The organism is Streptomyces venezuelae ATCC 10712, from assembly GCF_008639165.1.
Classification (GTDB): domain Bacteria; phylum Actinomycetota; class Actinomycetes; order Streptomycetales; family Streptomycetaceae; genus Streptomyces; species Streptomyces venezuelae.
Window position 1 is genome coordinate 847697 of the sequence record NZ_CP029197.1, and the last position, 14848, is coordinate 862544.

15 protein-coding genes are annotated in these 14848 nt (G+C 74.8%); 8 read left to right on the top strand and 7 right to left on the bottom strand.

What is annotated here, in order from left to right; translation table 11 throughout:
• Positions 1 to 98: 98 nt before the first annotated feature.
• Positions 99 to 746 carry a DUF305 domain-containing protein gene (locus tag DEJ43_RS03575; RefSeq protein ID WP_015031943.1) on the top strand — a complete coding sequence of 216 codons (648 nt, stop codon included), beginning with the start codon at positions 99 to 101 and terminating at the stop codon, positions 744 to 746.
• 16 nt (positions 747 to 762) lie between these two features.
• On the opposite strand, the gene DEJ43_RS03580 is transcribed toward DEJ43_RS03575, so the two are convergent.
• The gene (locus tag DEJ43_RS03580) at positions 763 to 1134 is read right to left on the bottom strand and encodes an ArsR/SmtB family transcription factor (protein WP_015031944.1); all 372 of its coding nucleotides are present in this window, start codon (positions 1132 to 1134) and stop codon (positions 763 to 765) included.
• Between the two features lie 123 nt (positions 1135 to 1257).
• On the opposite strand from DEJ43_RS03580, the gene DEJ43_RS03585 reads away from it, so the two are divergent.
• Positions 1258 to 2343 (top strand): NADH:flavin oxidoreductase/NADH oxidase, encoded by a 1086-nt coding sequence (locus tag DEJ43_RS03585; RefSeq protein WP_015031945.1) that lies wholly within the window; start codon positions 1258 to 1260, stop codon positions 2341 to 2343.
• Between the two features lie 97 nt (positions 2344 to 2440).
• Entirely contained in the window at positions 2441 to 3523 is a 1083-nt protein-coding gene (locus tag DEJ43_RS03590) for a WD40/YVTN/BNR-like repeat-containing protein (RefSeq protein ID WP_015031946.1), read from the top strand.
• A gap of 133 nt (positions 3524 to 3656) precedes the next feature.
• Here the strand turns inward: DEJ43_RS03590 and DEJ43_RS03595 are convergent, their stop codons facing one another.
• On the bottom strand, positions 3657 to 4334 hold the full coding sequence (locus DEJ43_RS03595) for a uracil-DNA glycosylase (RefSeq protein WP_015031947.1): 678 nt from the start codon (positions 4332 to 4334) through the stop codon (positions 3657 to 3659).
• A gap of 141 nt (positions 4335 to 4475) precedes the next feature.
• Between DEJ43_RS03595 and DEJ43_RS03600 the strand changes: the two genes are divergently transcribed.
• Positions 4476 to 5480, top strand: a complete 1005-nt coding sequence (locus DEJ43_RS03600) for an N-acetylglucosamine kinase (protein WP_041662047.1) — start codon at positions 4476 to 4478, stop codon at positions 5478 to 5480.
• Positions 5481 to 5625: 145 nt separating this feature from the next.
• Complete coding sequence (locus DEJ43_RS03605) at positions 5626 to 6549, top strand: sirohydrochlorin chelatase (RefSeq protein WP_071891122.1); 924 nt, start codon at positions 5626 to 5628, stop codon at positions 6547 to 6549.
• A 90-nt stretch (positions 6550 to 6639) separates the two neighbouring features.
• Here DEJ43_RS03605 and DEJ43_RS03610 read toward each other — a convergent pair whose 3' ends face one another.
• Positions 6640 to 7695: a lactonase family protein gene (locus tag DEJ43_RS03610; RefSeq protein ID WP_015031950.1), complete on the bottom strand. Its 1056-nt coding sequence runs from the start codon at positions 7693 to 7695 to the stop codon at positions 6640 to 6642.
• 312 nt (positions 7696 to 8007) lie between these two features.
• Positions 8008 to 9510: an FUSC family protein gene (locus DEJ43_RS03615; protein WP_041662048.1), complete on the bottom strand. Its 1503-nt coding sequence runs from the start codon at positions 9508 to 9510 to the stop codon at positions 8008 to 8010.
• A gap of 348 nt (positions 9511 to 9858) precedes the next feature.
• On the opposite strand from DEJ43_RS03615, the gene DEJ43_RS03620 reads away from it, so the two are divergent.
• Positions 9859 to 10503, top strand: a complete 645-nt coding sequence (locus DEJ43_RS03620) for a DNA alkylation repair protein (protein ID WP_051026013.1) — start codon at positions 9859 to 9861, stop codon at positions 10501 to 10503.
• Positions 10504 to 10525: 22 nt separating this feature from the next.
• On the opposite strand, the gene DEJ43_RS03625 is transcribed toward DEJ43_RS03620, so the two are convergent.
• From DEJ43_RS03625 to DEJ43_RS03635, 3 genes are all read right to left on the bottom strand, one after another.
• Positions 10526 to 11692 (bottom strand): RNA polymerase sigma factor, encoded by a 1167-nt coding sequence (locus DEJ43_RS03625; RefSeq protein ID WP_041662052.1) that lies wholly within the window; start codon positions 11690 to 11692, stop codon positions 10526 to 10528.
• Positions 11693 to 11700: 8 nt separating this feature from the next.
• A complete protein-coding gene (locus DEJ43_RS03630) occupies positions 11701 to 12108 on the bottom strand; it encodes a YciI family protein (RefSeq protein WP_041662053.1) in 408 nt (135 codons plus the stop codon).
• Between the two features lie 77 nt (positions 12109 to 12185).
• Positions 12186 to 13640: an FAD-dependent oxidoreductase gene (locus DEJ43_RS03635; RefSeq protein WP_015031955.1), complete on the bottom strand. Its 1455-nt coding sequence runs from the start codon at positions 13638 to 13640 to the stop codon at positions 12186 to 12188.
• A 250-nt stretch (positions 13641 to 13890) separates the two neighbouring features.
• Between DEJ43_RS03635 and DEJ43_RS03640 the strand changes: the two genes are divergently transcribed.
• Positions 13891 to 14370, top strand: a complete 480-nt coding sequence (locus DEJ43_RS03640) for an Lrp/AsnC family transcriptional regulator (protein WP_015031956.1) — start codon at positions 13891 to 13893, stop codon at positions 14368 to 14370.
• Between the two features lie 46 nt (positions 14371 to 14416).
• Positions 14417 to 14812 (top strand): TOBE domain-containing protein, encoded by a 396-nt coding sequence (locus DEJ43_RS03645; RefSeq protein WP_015031957.1) that lies wholly within the window; start codon positions 14417 to 14419, stop codon positions 14810 to 14812.
• Positions 14813 to 14848 lie beyond the last annotated feature (36 nt).

A 14848-nucleotide genomic window follows, 5' to 3' on the forward strand; every position in this document is an offset into this window, starting at 1 on the left:
CAGATGGCAACACAGACGTAATGAAGGTTTTTGATCGGTCAAGCCGAGAATGGTGCTAGGAACGGTCCCTGTCCCCGCAAGAACCTCTGGAGGTCGCGTTGTTGATCCGCCGCCGGCGTGCCGTCGCCGCAGCCGTCGTGTCCGCCCTCGCCGTACTCGCCCTGGCCGCCTGCGAGTCGGGGCAGGACAAGGGCGCTCCGGAGGGGAAGTCCTCGACGGGGACGGTGGTCGCGCCAGGGAAGCCGGGTGAACCGGCGAAGCGGATATCGCCCGAGGAGGCCGCGAAGCTGCTGCCGGACGAGACCCCGAACAGCGCGGACTTCACCTACGTCCAGATGATGGTCGTGCACCACCGGCAGGCGCTGACCATGACGGCGCTCGCCCCGCAGCGGGCGGCCTCCCCGCAGGTCAAGAAGGTGGCCGAGCGGATCGCAGCGGCGCAGAAGCCGGAGATCGACGCGATGGAAGGTTGGCTGAAAAACAACGGTGGCCCGCGCGAACAGGCCGGTCACGACCACCACTCGATGCCGGGGATGGCGACCGAGGCGCAGCTGAAGGAGCTCGGAGCCGCGAAGGGCGAGGCCTTCGACGAGCTGTTCCTGAAGCTGATGGTCACCCACCACGAGGGCGCGGTGACGATGGCGGCCGAGGTGCTGAGCGAGGGCAACAACGTGCTCGTGGAGGAGATGGCGAACGACGTGATCGCCCAGCAGACGGCGGAGATCGGACGCATGCGGGGGCTGTGAGGGGCCGGGGACTTCGTCACCGGTCGCCGGAGGCCGGGCCGTCCTCGGGGTCGCGGTCGGACTGGGCTCCGGCCGCGGCCAGGATCGCGGCGAGGAGGCCGGGGAAGAGCGCTTCGAGGTCGTCCTCGCGCAGCGCGTTGAGCTTGGCCGTGCCGCGGTACATCTGCTGGATGACGCCGCTTTCGCGCAGCACCCGGAAGTGGTGCGTCGTCGTGGACTTGGTGACCGGGAGGACGAAGTGCGAGCAGGCGAGTGCCGCGCGCTCGCTCGCCAGTTCCCGCACGATCCGCAGGCGTACCGGATCAGAGAGCGCGTGCAGCACCGCCTCGAGACGGATCTGGGCGCGCGTGGGGTGTTCGAGGGCGCGGGGGCTGGTGGCGGTCGTCATGACGGCGGCTCCACTTCATCCGGGATTCCGTCATTGTACGAGAACCCTCGTAGTTTGACAGACGCCGTACTACGAGAGCTATCGTACTAGCGTCCTTCGAGGCACCCCGAAACGGAGTCCTTCATGAGCGTCGCCCTGTTCGAGCCCTACACCCTGCGGTCGCTGACCGTGCCCAACCGGGTCTGGATGGCACCCATGTGCCAGTACTCCGCGGAGATGACCGGCCCGAACGCGGGGGTCGCCACGGACTGGCACTTCGCCCACTACGCCTCCCGGGCGACCGGCGGCACCGGCCTGATCCTGGTCGAGGCCACGGCGGTCTCCCCCGAGGGCCGGATCAGCCCCGCCGACCTCGGCCTCTGGAACGACACGCAGACGGAGGCGCTGCGCCGGATCGCGGGCTTCCTCAAGGACCACGGCACCGTGGCCGGCATCCAGATCGGCCACGCCGGCCGCAAGGCCTCCACCAAGCGCCCCTGGGAGGGCCGCGGACCCGTCCCCGAGGACGGCCCCGGCTGGCAGCCCGTCGCGCCGAGCCCGGTCGAGTTCGCCGAGGGCCACCCGGTGCCGACCGAGCTCACCGTGGAGCGCATCCACGAGATCACCGGGCAGTTCGCGGACGCCGCGCGCCGCGCCCTCGACGCCGGCTTCCAGGTCGTCGAGATCCACGGCGCCCACGGCTACCTCATCGGCGAGTTCCTCTCCCCGCACAGCAACCACCGCACCGACGCCTACGGCGGCTCCTTCGAGAACCGGACCCGCCTCGCCCTGGAGGTCGTCGACGCCGTGCGGGCCGTGTGGCCCGAGGAGCTGCCCGTCTTCTTCCGCGTCTCGGCCACCGACTGGCTCGCGGAGCGCGGCTGGACCGCCGACGAGACCGTACGGTTCGCCGCGCTGCTCCGTGAGCACGGCGTCGACCTCCTCGACGTGTCCAGCGGCGGCAACGGCGGACCGGCCGAGATCCCGGTCGGCCCCGGCTACCAGGTGCCCTTCGCCGCGCGCGTCAAGGCGGAGACCGGGCTGCCGGTCGCCGCCGTCGGTCTGATCACCGAGAGCGACCAGGCCGAGAAGATCGTCGCCAACGGCGAGGCCGACGCCGTGCTCCTGGGCCGCGAGCTGCTGCGCGACGCCTCCTGGGCCCGGCGCGCCGCCCGCGACCTGGGCGCGACGACCCACCCGGCTCCGCCGCCGTACGCCTGGGCGATCTGAGCCGGGAGCCCGGTGCGGGAGTGTCCGGGAGCCGTTGTCAGTGGCCGGGTGCAGACTGGCCCGTATCCGCGACAACGGCGTCCTGGAGGTGGCATCCATGCCCGACGTACTCCTCACCGTAGGCACCCGCAAGGGGCTCTTCATCGGCCGCAGGCACGACGGCCGATGGGAGTTCGACGATCCGGCCTTCCCCGCCCAGGCGGTCTACTCGGTCGCCATCGACACCCGCGGGCCGGTCCCGCGGCTGCTCGTGGGCGGGGACAGCGCCCACTGGGGCCCCTCCGTCTTCCACTCCGACGACCTCGGCAGGACCTGGACCGAACCGGCCCGCCCCGCCGTGAAGTTCCCCGAGGACACCGGCGCCTCCCTGGAGCGCGTCTGGCAGCTCCACCCGGCGCCCGGACACGCCCCCGGCGTGGTGTACGCGGGGACGGAGCCGGCCGCCCTGTTCCGGTCGGCGGACGGCGGGGAGTCCTTCGAGCTCGTCCGCCCGCTGTGGGAGCACCCGACCCGCTCCCAGTGGGTTCCGGGCGGGGGCGGCGAGGCCGTGCACACGGTCGTGACCGACCGCCGCGACCCCGACGCGCTCACGGTCGCGGTGTCCACCGCCGGGGTGTTCCGCTCGCGGGACGGCGGGGCGGCGTGGGAGCCCTCCAACAAGGGCGTGTCCGCGGTGTTCCTGCCGGACCAGCACCCGGAGTTCGGGCAGTGCGTGCACAAGATCGCCCAGGACGCGGGCGATCTCGACCGGCTCTACCTCCAGAACCACTGGGGTGTCTTCCGCAGCGACGACGCGGGCGCCAGCTGGACGGACATCGGCGCCGGGCTGCCCTCCGACTTCGGCTTCGCGGTCGCCGCGCACCCCCACCGGCCGGACACCGCGTATGTCTTCCCCATCACCGCCGACTCCGACCGGGTCCCGGCCGGCCGCCGGTGCCGGGTGTTCCGCACGACCGACGCCGGGGCCAGCTGGGAGCCGCTGAGCCGGGGACTGCCCGAGGGCGACCACTACGGCACGGTGCTGCGGGACGCGCTGTGCACGGACGACGCGGATCCGGCGGGCGTGTACTTCGGCAACCGCAACGGCGAGGTGTACGCCAGCGCGGACGACGGCGACAGCTGGCAGCTCCTCGCCGATCACCTGCCGGACGTGCTGTGCGTCCGGGCGGCGGTGGTCTGAGACACCGGCCGCACGGGGCCGTGCGGCCGGCGCCTGAGGTCAGGGACCGAGATGAGGGTCGGCCGGCCGGCGCTGGAAGTCAGGGACTCCGGCGCCCGCCTGAGGTCAGGGACCGCGGCGGGCGAGCCCCGGGTCAGGGCAGGCGCCAGTCAACCGGCTGGGCGCCCTGCTGCAGCAGGAGTTCGTTCGCGCGGCTGAAGGGACGGGAGCCGAAGAAGCCGCGGTCCGCCGACATCGGGGACGGGTGCGCGGACTCGATCGCGGGGAGTTTGCCGAGGAGCGGGCGGGCGTTGCGCGCGTCGCGGCCCCACAGGATCGACACCAGCGGCTTGCCGCGCGCGGCGAGCGCGCGGATCGCCTGCTCGGTGACCTCTTCCCAGCCCTTGCCGCGATGCGCGGCCGGCTTGCGCGGCGCCGTGGTCAGCGCCCTGTTGAGCAGGAGGACGCCCTGGCGGGTCCAGGGGGTCAGATCGCCGTTCGACGGCCGGGGCAGCCCGAGGTCGGTGTGCAGCTCCCGGAAGATGTTCTCCAGGCTGCCCGGCAGCGAGCGGACCTCGGGCGCGACCGCGAAGCTCAGGCCGATCGCCATCCCCGGCGTGGGATAAGGGTCCTGACCCACGATCAGGACCCGCACCTCGTCGAAGGGTTGCTGGAAGGCCCGCAGCACGTGCTGTCCGGCCGGCAGATAGGTCCGGCCCGCGGCGATCTCCGCGCGCAGGAAGTCGCCCATCTCCGCCACACGGCCCGCGACGGGGCTCAGGGCCTCCGCCCAGCCGGGCTCCACCAGTTCGTTCAACGGTCGCGCTGTCACGGTCCGTCACTCTACCGGCCTACAGTGACACCCCACTCCGCTCCCGTTCCCGCCGGACCCCCTAGACTCCGCCCGCGCGCCCCCACTCCCCCGCCCCCTTCCCCTCCCCACCTGCTGCGAGGACGGTGCACCGTGGTTTCCGTGAACGAGTCCCCGGGCTCCCCCGGCCCCTCCGGCGGTCTGGTGGTCGGTGTCGACTCCGGTGGTTCGGGGCTGCGGATCGCGCTCGCCGACGCGGCGAGCGGTGCCGTCCTCGGCACCCGTGCCTCCCGCGAACCGGTGCGGACCGGGCCCGGCGGGATCTCCGCCCGGCACTTCCTCGACCAGGTGCTGCCGGCGGTCCGCGCCCTGACGGAGCCCCACGGCGACCGGCCGGTCGTCGCGGTGGCCGTCGGCGCCGCAGGAATGGCCACCCTCGGGGACGAGCTGCGGGCCGAGCTCCCCGGCGCGTTCGCCTCCGCCTGGGGCGTCCGGCGGCTCGCGCTCGCGGCCGACGCGGTCACCGCGTACGCGGGGGCGCTCGGACAGGGGCCGGGCGCCGTCGTCGCGGGCGGCACCGGCATGATCGCGCTCGGCACGGACCTGACCGCCTGGCGGCGGGCCGACGGCTGGGGCCATCTCCTCGGCGACTGTGGCAGCGGCGCCTGGATCGGCCGGGCCGGACTGGAGGCGGCGATGCGCGCGCACGACGGGCGGCGGGGCGGTTCCGCCGCGCTCCTGGCCCGCGCGGAGAAGCTGTTCGGGCCGGTGGCGGGGCTGCCGGGCGCGCTCTACCCCCGTACGGACCGGCCCGCGGTGCTCGCCTCCTTCGCGCCCGAGGTGGCGCGGTGCGCGGCCGAGGACCCGGTGGCCGCGGACGTCCTCGCGCGGGCGGCCCGGCACATCGCCGAGGCGGCCGAGGCGGTGTGTCCCGCCGGGCCGGGTGCGCGGGTGGCACTGACCGGCGGTCTCTTCAAGATGGGCGACCCCCTGCTCGTACCCCTGCGGGCGGCGCTCGCCGAGCTGCTGCCCGAGGCCCGGACGGTGGCGCCGGAGGGCGACCCGCTGGCCGGGGCGGTCGCGCTGGCGACGGCGCTCGCCGGCGGCACGCTGCGGCTGCCGGAGGACGTCGCGCTGCTGCGTCGGTGCGGCGGCGAGCTGTCGTAGGCGATGGCATCCGCCCAGGTGGGAGGCGGTGTGCCCGGTCCGGGGGTGAGGGATGCCCACGGCAAGGAGGACATACGGGGGCAGAAGGCGCATGATCGCACCTCAGCCGACGGCACGCCGGGCGAAACCAGTAGCATGCGGCGCCATGAGCTCCCCCACTGGGCCTGCTTCCGGCCTGCCTGTACGAATGCCTCGACCCCGTCAGTCCGGGCGGCACCGTCGCCCCGAACCCGCGGCGGCGCCCGAGGGCGCTCCCGCACTGGTTCTCGCTGTGCCCGGCGTGCCCTCCGCCGCCATACGCTCGCTCGCCGAAGAGGTCGTGAGCATCGCCCGCTCCGAGCTCCCCGGTCTCGACGCCCTGATCGGCTTCGTCGAGGGCGACGACACCGAGTACCCCTCGCTCGCGACCGTGCTCACGGCCGCCGCCACGCTGCGCACCGAGCGGTACGAGCTGGCCCTGGCCGCCGGCCGCGAGGTCAGCGCCCCCACCGGCCCGGCCTCGGTCGTCGTGCCGCTGCTCGCGGGCCCGGACAGCGCCCAGACGCGCCAGGTCCGCCAGGCCGTCATGGACGCCGGCAACACCGCCGAGCTGACCGACGTGCTCGGCCCGCACCCGCTGCTCGCCGAGGCGCTGCACGTGCGCCTCTCCGAGGCCGGTCTGGCCCGCGCCGACCGGGCCCGGCTGTTCACGGTCGCCACGGCCGCCGACGGCATCGTCCTGGCCACCGTCGGTGGCGAGGAGGCCGTCCAGGCCGCGGGGATCACCGGCATGCTGCTCGCCGCCCGCCTCGCCGTCCCGGTGATGGCCGCCGCGCTCGACCAGGACGGTTCGATCGCCTCCGTCGCCGAGCAGCTGCGCGCCGCCGGTGCGGAGCAGCTCGCCCTCGCCCCGTACCTGATCGGCCCGGAGCTGGCCGAGGGTCTGCTGGACGAGGCCTCCAAGGAGGCCGGGTGCGCCTCCGCCGAGCCGCTGGGGGCCTACCCGGCGATCGGCAAGCTGGTGCTCTCGCAGTACACGGCCACGCTGGGCCTCCCGCCGCAGCAGCCGCAGGGCGCGCCCGCGCTCTGAGGCCGACCCGCCCCGCCCGTACGTCGAAGGGCCCGCACCGGATGTCCGGCGCGGCCCTTCGGCGTTGCCGGACGGGCGCGGACCGTCGGCTCAGCCGAGGACGACGCAGGAGGCGGCGGGGGCCTCGATCGCGCCCGCGCGCGCCGGGATGCCGGTCTCCGGGTCGAGGGTGAACCAGGTGACGTCGCCGGAGCGCTCGTTGGCGGCGTACAGGTGCCGGCCGGAGGGGGCGAGGGTCAGGTCGCGGGGCCAGGTGCCGCCGCAGGGCACGGTGGCGACCAGGGACGCCTTGGCGCCTTCGGGGTCGAGGGCGAGCACGGCGAGGGTGTCGTCGCCGCGGACGGCGGCCCAGAGGAAGCGTCCGTCGGGGGCGACGACGACCTCGGAGGGGTAGCTGGGTCCGGTGGTGCCGTCGGGGACGACGGGGGTCTCGGCGAGCGGTTCGAGGACGCCGGCGGCGGCGTCCCAGCGGCAGACGGTGAGGGTGGGCTCCAGTTCGTTCAGGACGTAGGCGTGGGTGCCGGCCGGGTGGAAGGCGAGATGGCGCGGCCCGGTGCCGGGCCGGAGCGCGGTCTCGCCGTGGAGGCGGAGCGTCCCGGTGGCGGGGTCCAGGGCGCAGATCCGTACGGAGTCGGTGCCGAGGTCCACGCTGACGACCCAGCGGCCGCTGGGGTCGGGGAGCACCTGGTGGGCGTGCGGTCCGGCCTGGCGTGCGGTGACGGGGCCGCCGCCTTCGTGCCGCAGGACGCTCGTGGCGGCGCGGGCGGTGCCGTCGGGGGCCAGGGGCAGGGCGGTGACGCTGCCGGAGGTGTAGTTGGCGGTGAGGAGGTGCCCGTCGGCGAGGGCGAGGTGGGTGGGGCCCGCGCCGTCGACGGGAACGGGCGCGCCGAGCGGCAGGGGGGCTGGCCCGCTGACGTCGAAGGCGGCGACGGCCCCCGCCTCGGTCTCGGACACGGCGTGCAGCACGGGGCCCGCGAGCGCGAGGAAGGAGGGGTCGGCGAGGGCGTCGCTGGCACCGGTGACGGTCAGCGCGCCGGTCTCGGCGTCGACGTCGGCGGCGAGGACTCCGCGGCCGCCCGCCGAGGTGAAGGAGCCGATGTACGCCCGTACCGCGCCCCGCCCCTGAACCGTCCCTGTGTCGCTCACGACGCCTCCCCTGTCCCCGCCGGTCGCGGTCGACCGGCCTTGGTCCGGCCGACGGTAGCAGGCGGTCTAGACCAAAGTGGGGGCGGCGCGTCGGGAGCGACCGAGGGCGTGCCGGACGTCGCGGGCCGGGTGGGACTCCCCGGACCCGGCCCGACGGAATCCGGCGCCCGCGGGCGCGCGTCGGGAGCGGCCGAGGGCGCGCCAGGCGTCGCGGGCCACCGGACCCGGCCCGGCGCCCGGGGACACGCGTCAGGAAGCGAACGAGCGCCCGCGGACACGCGTCAGGAGCCGCCGAGCGCCCGCGTACCCGCGTCAGGAGCGGACGAGCAGCGAGCCCGGGGGCGTCCGCAGGGGCTCGTCGAGGGCGGCGAGGAGCTTCTCCAGGCCGCTGACGTGTCCGAGCGCGGCCTGGCCGGAGACTGGCGCGGTACCGGCGTCCGCCGGGTGCCGCTCCGTCGCCCCGGAGCCGGAGCGCGGCGAGGTCAGCCGCTCCACCGCGGCCTCGACGCGCCAGCAGGCCGCCGCGAGGCGGGCGTCGTGGCTCGCGGCCGGATCGGCCGCCACCGCGGCGAGCCCGCGCACCTCCTCGGCGCACTCGTCGAGCAGGGCGAGGACCCGGCGGGCCCGGGCCTTCCGGCCGCGGAACGGGCTCAGCGGGTGGACCAGGGGCGCGAGGGACAGCCGTACGCGGCCGAGGAGCAGCTCCAGCTCGGCGGCGTGCGGCGTCGGGTCGGCGTCCGCGTCGCCGGACAGGCGCCGCAGGGAGGCGGAGGTGGCCGACCGCACGCCCTGCAGGGCGCGCTGGATCCAGGCGTCGTTGATCGCGTGGGTGGTGACCGGGAGGATCAGCAGCACGGCCAGCGCGGCGGACACCGCGCCCACGGCGGTCTCCTCGAGGCGCAGCACGAGCAGGGCCGGGTCGAGCACGCCGAGCAGGCCGTACAGCAGCCCCGCCATCACCGTGACGGCCAGCATCATCCAGCTGTACGAGACGGGCGCGGTGTAGAAGATGCCGAAGACGCAGAGGGCCACCAGGGCGGCCGTCGGCAGCACGGCGCCGTCGAGCGGGATGGCGACGACCATGCCCACCGCGATCCCGATCACGGTGCCGAGGACCCGGCGGAAGCCGCGTACCAGCGTCTCGCCGCGCGACACGGTGTTCACGAAGATCCACCAGGTCGTGCCGACGGCCCAGTACCAGCGGTCCTCGGACAGCACCTGCCCGATCGCCAGCGCCACCGCGCACGCGGCGGCGGCCTGGATCGCCTGCCGGGTGGTCACCCGGGCCAGCCCGGTACCGGGCAGCGGGGCCGGTGCGGCGGGCGGCGGCGTGCGCCGCTCCAGCGGCCACAGGACGAAGCGGACCGCGCCGGCGGCGGCCAGGGCGATGCCCACCGCCGCGTACAGCTCGGGGAGCTGGCCCGGCACGGCGTGCAGGAACTGCGTCGTGAAGAAGTTCATGAACGCGAAGATCCCCAGCGCGTGTCCGCGCGGGCCCCAGCGCCGGGCGTAGACCCCGCAGAAGACCACCGCGAGGAACGCGAGGTCTCGCAGCGGGGTGAGGTCGTGCAGCGCGGTGGCCAGGGCGAGGACGGGGAAGCCGGCGGCCGGGAGGAGGAGCGTGGTCACGGCCTGCTCGCGGACGGTGGAGTCCATGACGGTGAACAGCGCGAGCAGCGCGGCCAGACCGCCGGTGATCGAAGCGGTCAGGGACAGCCCGGCGAGCTCGGCGAGGGCGACGGCGAGCGCGATGCCCAGGACCGCCCGCAGCGAGTTCTTCAACCTGACGTGCCCCGGATCGGGTGCCACGAACATCCTCTTCACGGCTGTGAACCGCCCCCTCGTCTTGCCTTTCGTCCTGTCGGCGGCGTCCCGGGGTGGTGGGGGCTCGCGGACATGACGAAGGCGCCGCGGTCCGGACCGGCCTCGTCGCCGCCCCGGCGCTGCGCGGCGCCGAAAGTACCTGGATACGACAAGGAAACCATCCGGGCGGCGCTTGGCTCAACTCATCGCGGTCTCGCTGGGCCAATGGTCCAGCGCAGGGCCGTCGAACCGGTCCAGCGGGAGACCAACGGACCATCCGGGCGTCCGGCTCGTAGGCTGGACCGGCATGTCGGCGACAGAAGGGAGGCCGTGGTGACCGGTACGACGGTGGCCGAGGTGATGGCCGAGCTGGCCGCGCTCGAGGACCCCAAGGCACGCGAGGTCAACGAGCGGCACGGTGACGACCACGGGGTGAACCTCGGCAAGCTCCGGGCGGTCGCGAAGCGGCTGAAGACGCAGCAGGAGCTCGCCCGGCAGCTGTGGGAGACCGGGGACACGGCGGCGCGGCTGCTCGCGCTCCTGATCTGCCGCCCGAAGGCCTTCGGGCGGGACGAGCTGGACACCATGCTGCGCCAGGCGCGCACGCCCAAGGTGCACGACTGGCTCGTGAACTACGTGGTGAAGAAGAACCCGCACGCCGAGGAGCTGCGCCTGGCCTGGCTCGCCGACCCCGATCCCGTGGTCGCGAGCGCCGGCTGGGCGCTGACCACCGAACGGGTCGCGAAGCAGCCCGACGGCCTCGACCTCGCGGGACTCCTCGACGTCATCGAGGCCGACATGAAGGACGCCCCGGACCGCCTCCAGTGGGCGATGAACCACTGCCTGGCCCAGATCGGGATCGAACGCGAGGAGCACCGCGCCCGGGCCATCGGCATCGGCGAGCGCCTGGAGGTGCTCAAGGACTACCCGACCTCCCCGGGCTGCACCTCCCCCTACGCGCCCGTCTGGATCACCGAGCTGGTGCGCCGCCGCCAGGACGCGTAGCGGAGCGGGGGCCGCGGGCGGGTCAGCGCCCCTCCTCGTCGCCGCCGCCGCGCAGCCGGGCGTTGAGCCGGGCCGCCTGGCGGGTCAGATGGTCGCGTTCCGCGAGGTCGGAGGCCTGATGGGCCGCCTCGGCGTACAGCCGGGCCGCCGTCGCCAGGTCGCCCTCGCGCTCGTGGAGGTACGCGGCCACCGCGGCGTACCGGGGCAGCGCGGCGTCCAGCGCGGCGAGCTCGGCGAGGCCGGCCCGCGGTCCGTCGGCCTCGCCGACGGCGACCGCGCGGTTGAGCCGGACGACCGGGCTGTCGGTGAGCCGCACCAGCTCGTCGTACCACTCGACGATCTGCACCCAGTCGGTCTCCCCGGCGGTGGGCGCGTCGGCATGGAGTGCCGCGACGGCCGCCTGCGCCTGGAACTCGCCCAGCCGGTCCCGGGCGAGCGCCGCCTGCAGGACGGCGACGCCCTCGGCGATCGCCGCCGTGTCCCACCGGCTCCGGTCCTGCTCGGCGAGCGGCACCAGGCTGCCGTCGGGCGCCGTCCTGGAGGCCCGCCGGGCGTGGTGGAGCAGCATCAGGGCGAGCAGCCCCGCGACTTCGGGGTGGTCGACCGCGGCGGCGAGCTGCCGGGTGAGCCGGACGGCCTCGGCGGAGAGGTCGACGTCACCGGAGTAGCCCTCGTTGAAGACCAGGTAGAGGACGCGCAGCACGGTGGCGAGGTCGCCGGGCGTGTCGAACCTGACTCCGGAGACGGTGCGTTTGGCCCGGCTGATGCGTTGCGCCATCGTCGCCTCGGGCACCAGGTACGCCTGGGCGATCTGGCGGGTGGTCAGTCCGCCGACGGCGCGGAGCGTGAGCGCGACGGCGGACGACGGGGTCAGCGACGGGTGGGCGCACAGGAAGTACAGCTGGAGCGTGTCGTCGGCGGCCGGCGCGGGACCGGGCTCCGGTTCCTCCTCGACGCGGTCCTCGCGGCGGCGCCTGGCGGTGTCCGCCCGTGCCGCGTCCAGGAACTTCCGCCAGGCCACGGTGACGAGCCAGCCCTTGGGGTCCCGGGGAGGGTCCTCCGGCCAGACGCGGACCGCCTCGACGAGGGCGTCCTGGACGGCGTCCTCAGCCGCCGCGAAGTCGGCTCCGCGGCGGACGAGGACTCCGAGCACGCCCGGCGTGAGGGTCCGGAGCAGGACCTCGTCCATCGAAGGGGTCATTCCGTGACGGTGGGCGGCACGCCGTAGAACGGGCGCAGTTCCAGCCACTCGTGGATCGGCTTCCCGCCCGCCCCGGGGGCGGCCGACAGCTCTCCGGCCAGTTCGACGGCGCGGTCGTAGCCGTCGACGTCGATGACCATCCAGCCGGCGATGAGGTCCTTGGTCTCGGCGAAGGGGCCGTCGGTGACCGGCGGGCGCCCCTCGCCGTCGTAGCGGACCCACGTCCCCTCGGGTGCGAGCGCCTGGCCGTCGACGAACTCGCCGGACTTCTCGAGCCGGCCCGCGAAGTCCCGCATGTACTGCATGTGCGCCGAGATCTCCTCGGGCGTCCAGCGGTCCATGGGCACGTCGTTCACGGGGGCCGGAGCGCCGCGGTAGTGCTTGAGCAGCAGGTACTTCGCCATGGTGTCTCTCCTCGGTTCCGTGCGGCCATTCTGGCCGCGTTCTCCCCGGGGACGGAGCAGGACGCGGATTCTCGACATCACCGGCCGAGCTTTTTTCCGGCGGGACGAGGGGGGTGCTCCAGCGGCTCGGTCGCCGGGCCCTGGAGGACTCGGCCGTCGGTGGCGAAGCGGGAGCCGTGGCAGGGGCATTCCCAGGTCTGCTCGGCCGCGTTGAAGCCCAGCTCGCAGCCCATGTGCGTACAGCGGGGGCCGGGCCGGAAACCCGCCACGTAGTGGCGGGCCACGGCGGTCTGCCGCCGGACCACGCCCGGCAGTTCCCGGACGGGCAGCAAGCGGCGCGGGTCGACGAGTTCCGTCCAGGCGGGGCGGGGCGCGCCCGTGACGTGGGCGGCGAGCAGGTGTCCGGCGGCCACACCGTTGCTGAGTCCCCAGCCGCCGAAGCCGGTGGCGAGGAAGACGTGCTGGGTGTCGGGGTGTTCGTGGCCGACGCAGGGCAGCCCGTCGGGGGTGTGGACGTCCTGGGCGGCCCACCGGTGGACCTCGGGCGCCTCGGCGAAGCCCGGCAGGTGCTCGCGGGCCCAGGCGTCGAGGCGGCCGTACCGCTCGCGTACGCCGCCGCTCCCCGGTTCGAAGGTCTCTCCCGTGACGATCAGCAGCCGCCGCCCCTCGGCCAGGGGCGCGGTGCGCACCGAGCGGGTGCCGCCCTCGGGCGTCAGGTACATCCCGTACGGGGCGTGGCGCTCCGCGACGGCGGCCGCGACGACGAGTTCGCGGCGCACCGAGAGCCGCACCAGGAGGCTGCTGTGGCAGCGGAGCGGGAAGTGGGTGGCGAGGACGACGTCCCGGGCGTCGACCGTGACCCCGCCCTCGACGGTCAGGTGGCACGCGGCGCCCTCCCGGAGCCCGGTGACGCGGGTGCCTTCGTGGAGCCGGCCGCCGTGCGCGACGTAGTCCTCGGCCAGGGCGAGGAGGAAGCGGCGCGGGTGGAACTGCAGCTGGCCGTCGACCCGTACGGCCGCCGCCACCGGGTACGGCAGTCCCGTCTCGGTCACGACGGTGGCGTCGAGTCCGGCTTCCGAGGCCGCGGCCGCCTCGGCGCGGATCTCGGGGACGCTCTCGTCGTCCGGGGTGTACGTGAACGCGGGCCGGTGTTCGAGCTCCGCGTCGCCGCCGAGCTCGGCGGCGAGCCGGACCACGCGGTCCAGGGCGTGCTGCTGTGCGTCGGCGTACCGGGCCGCCGCGGCGGCGCCGTGAGCGCGGCTCAGGGCTGCGTACCGCAGGCCGTGGAGGGCGGTCAGCTTGCCGGTGGTGTGCCCGGTGACCCCGGCCGCGATCCGGTCGGCTTCGAGCAGGACCACGTCGGCCCCGGCGCGTACCAGCTCGTGCGCCGTGCACAGGCCGGCGATGCCGGCTCCCACGACGACCACGTCGGCGGAGAGATCACCGTCGAGGGGCGGGTGGGGGCGGGCGCCGGGCGGTGCGGAGTCCAGCCAGTACGAGTTCCCGGCTCCGTGCGTACGCGCCGCGCACATGATCGTTCCTCTCCACGGGCGGGTGGCCGACGGACGGCGGCTCGCGCCCGCTCCACCCGGGGGCGGGTGCCCGGCGGGCGGCGGCTCGGGCGGGTGACCGGCGGACGGCGGCTCGCGCCCGCGCCGCTCCTGGGCCTCTACCCGGAGCCGAAGGGAGCAGTCGGTCCCCTCCGCTCCGCCGCCGGTACCCGGGGATGATGGGTTCCGTACCAGAATGGAGCCGTTCCGATCTTGAGGAGGGCTGCCGGGCATGGCGGTGGACGAGCTCGACACCCGGATCCTGCGGCTGCTCATCGAGCAGCCGCGCACGAGCGTGCGCGAGTACGCCCGGATCCTGGGGGTGGCGCGGGGCACCGTGCAGGCCAGGATCGACCGTCTGGAGCGGGACGGGGTGATCACCGCGACCGGTCCGGTCCTCTCCCCCGCCGCCCTGGGCCACCCGGTGCTCGCCTTCGTGCACGTCGAGGTGACCCAGGGGCATCTGGACGAGGTCGGTGACGCGCTCGCGGCGGTGCCGGAGATCGTGGAGGCCTTCTCGATCACCGGCGGGGGCGATCTGCTCACCCGGGTGGTGGCCCGCGACGCCGGTCATCTTGAGGACGTCATCCAGCGGCTCATCCAGCTGCCCGGGGTGGTCCGCACCCGCACCGAGATCGCGCTGCGCGAGCGGGTGGCGCACCGGCTGCTGCCGCTGGTCGAGGCGGTCGGGCGGGGCCCGGGCCCCGGCTGAGGCCACCCGTTGGAGATCGGGGACCGTACGGCCTAACGTGACGCGCATGCAGTCCTACACGATCGGTCAGGCGGCCCGTCTCCTCGGCGTCAGCCCCGACACCGCCCGCCGCTGGGCCGACGCCGGGCGCGTCGAGACCCACCGCGACGACAACGGGCGACGGGTCATCGACGGCCGCGCCCTCGCCGCCTTCTCCGTCGAGATCGCCGCGAACGGCCAGGGCGACGAGGAGGCCGCGTACACCTCCGCGCGCAACGCCTTCCCCGGCATCGTGACCGCGGTCAAGCTCGGTGACGTCGCCGCGCAGGTGGAGATCCAGGCCGGTCCGCACCGGCTGGTGTCGCTCCTCACCCGGGAGGCGGTGGAGGAGCTGGGTCTCGAGGTCGGGATGCAGGCCACCGCCCGCGTGAAGTCGACGAGCGTGCACATCGACCGCACCTGAGCACCCCGCGCCGCCCGGAAGCGTCGCGCCGACGGC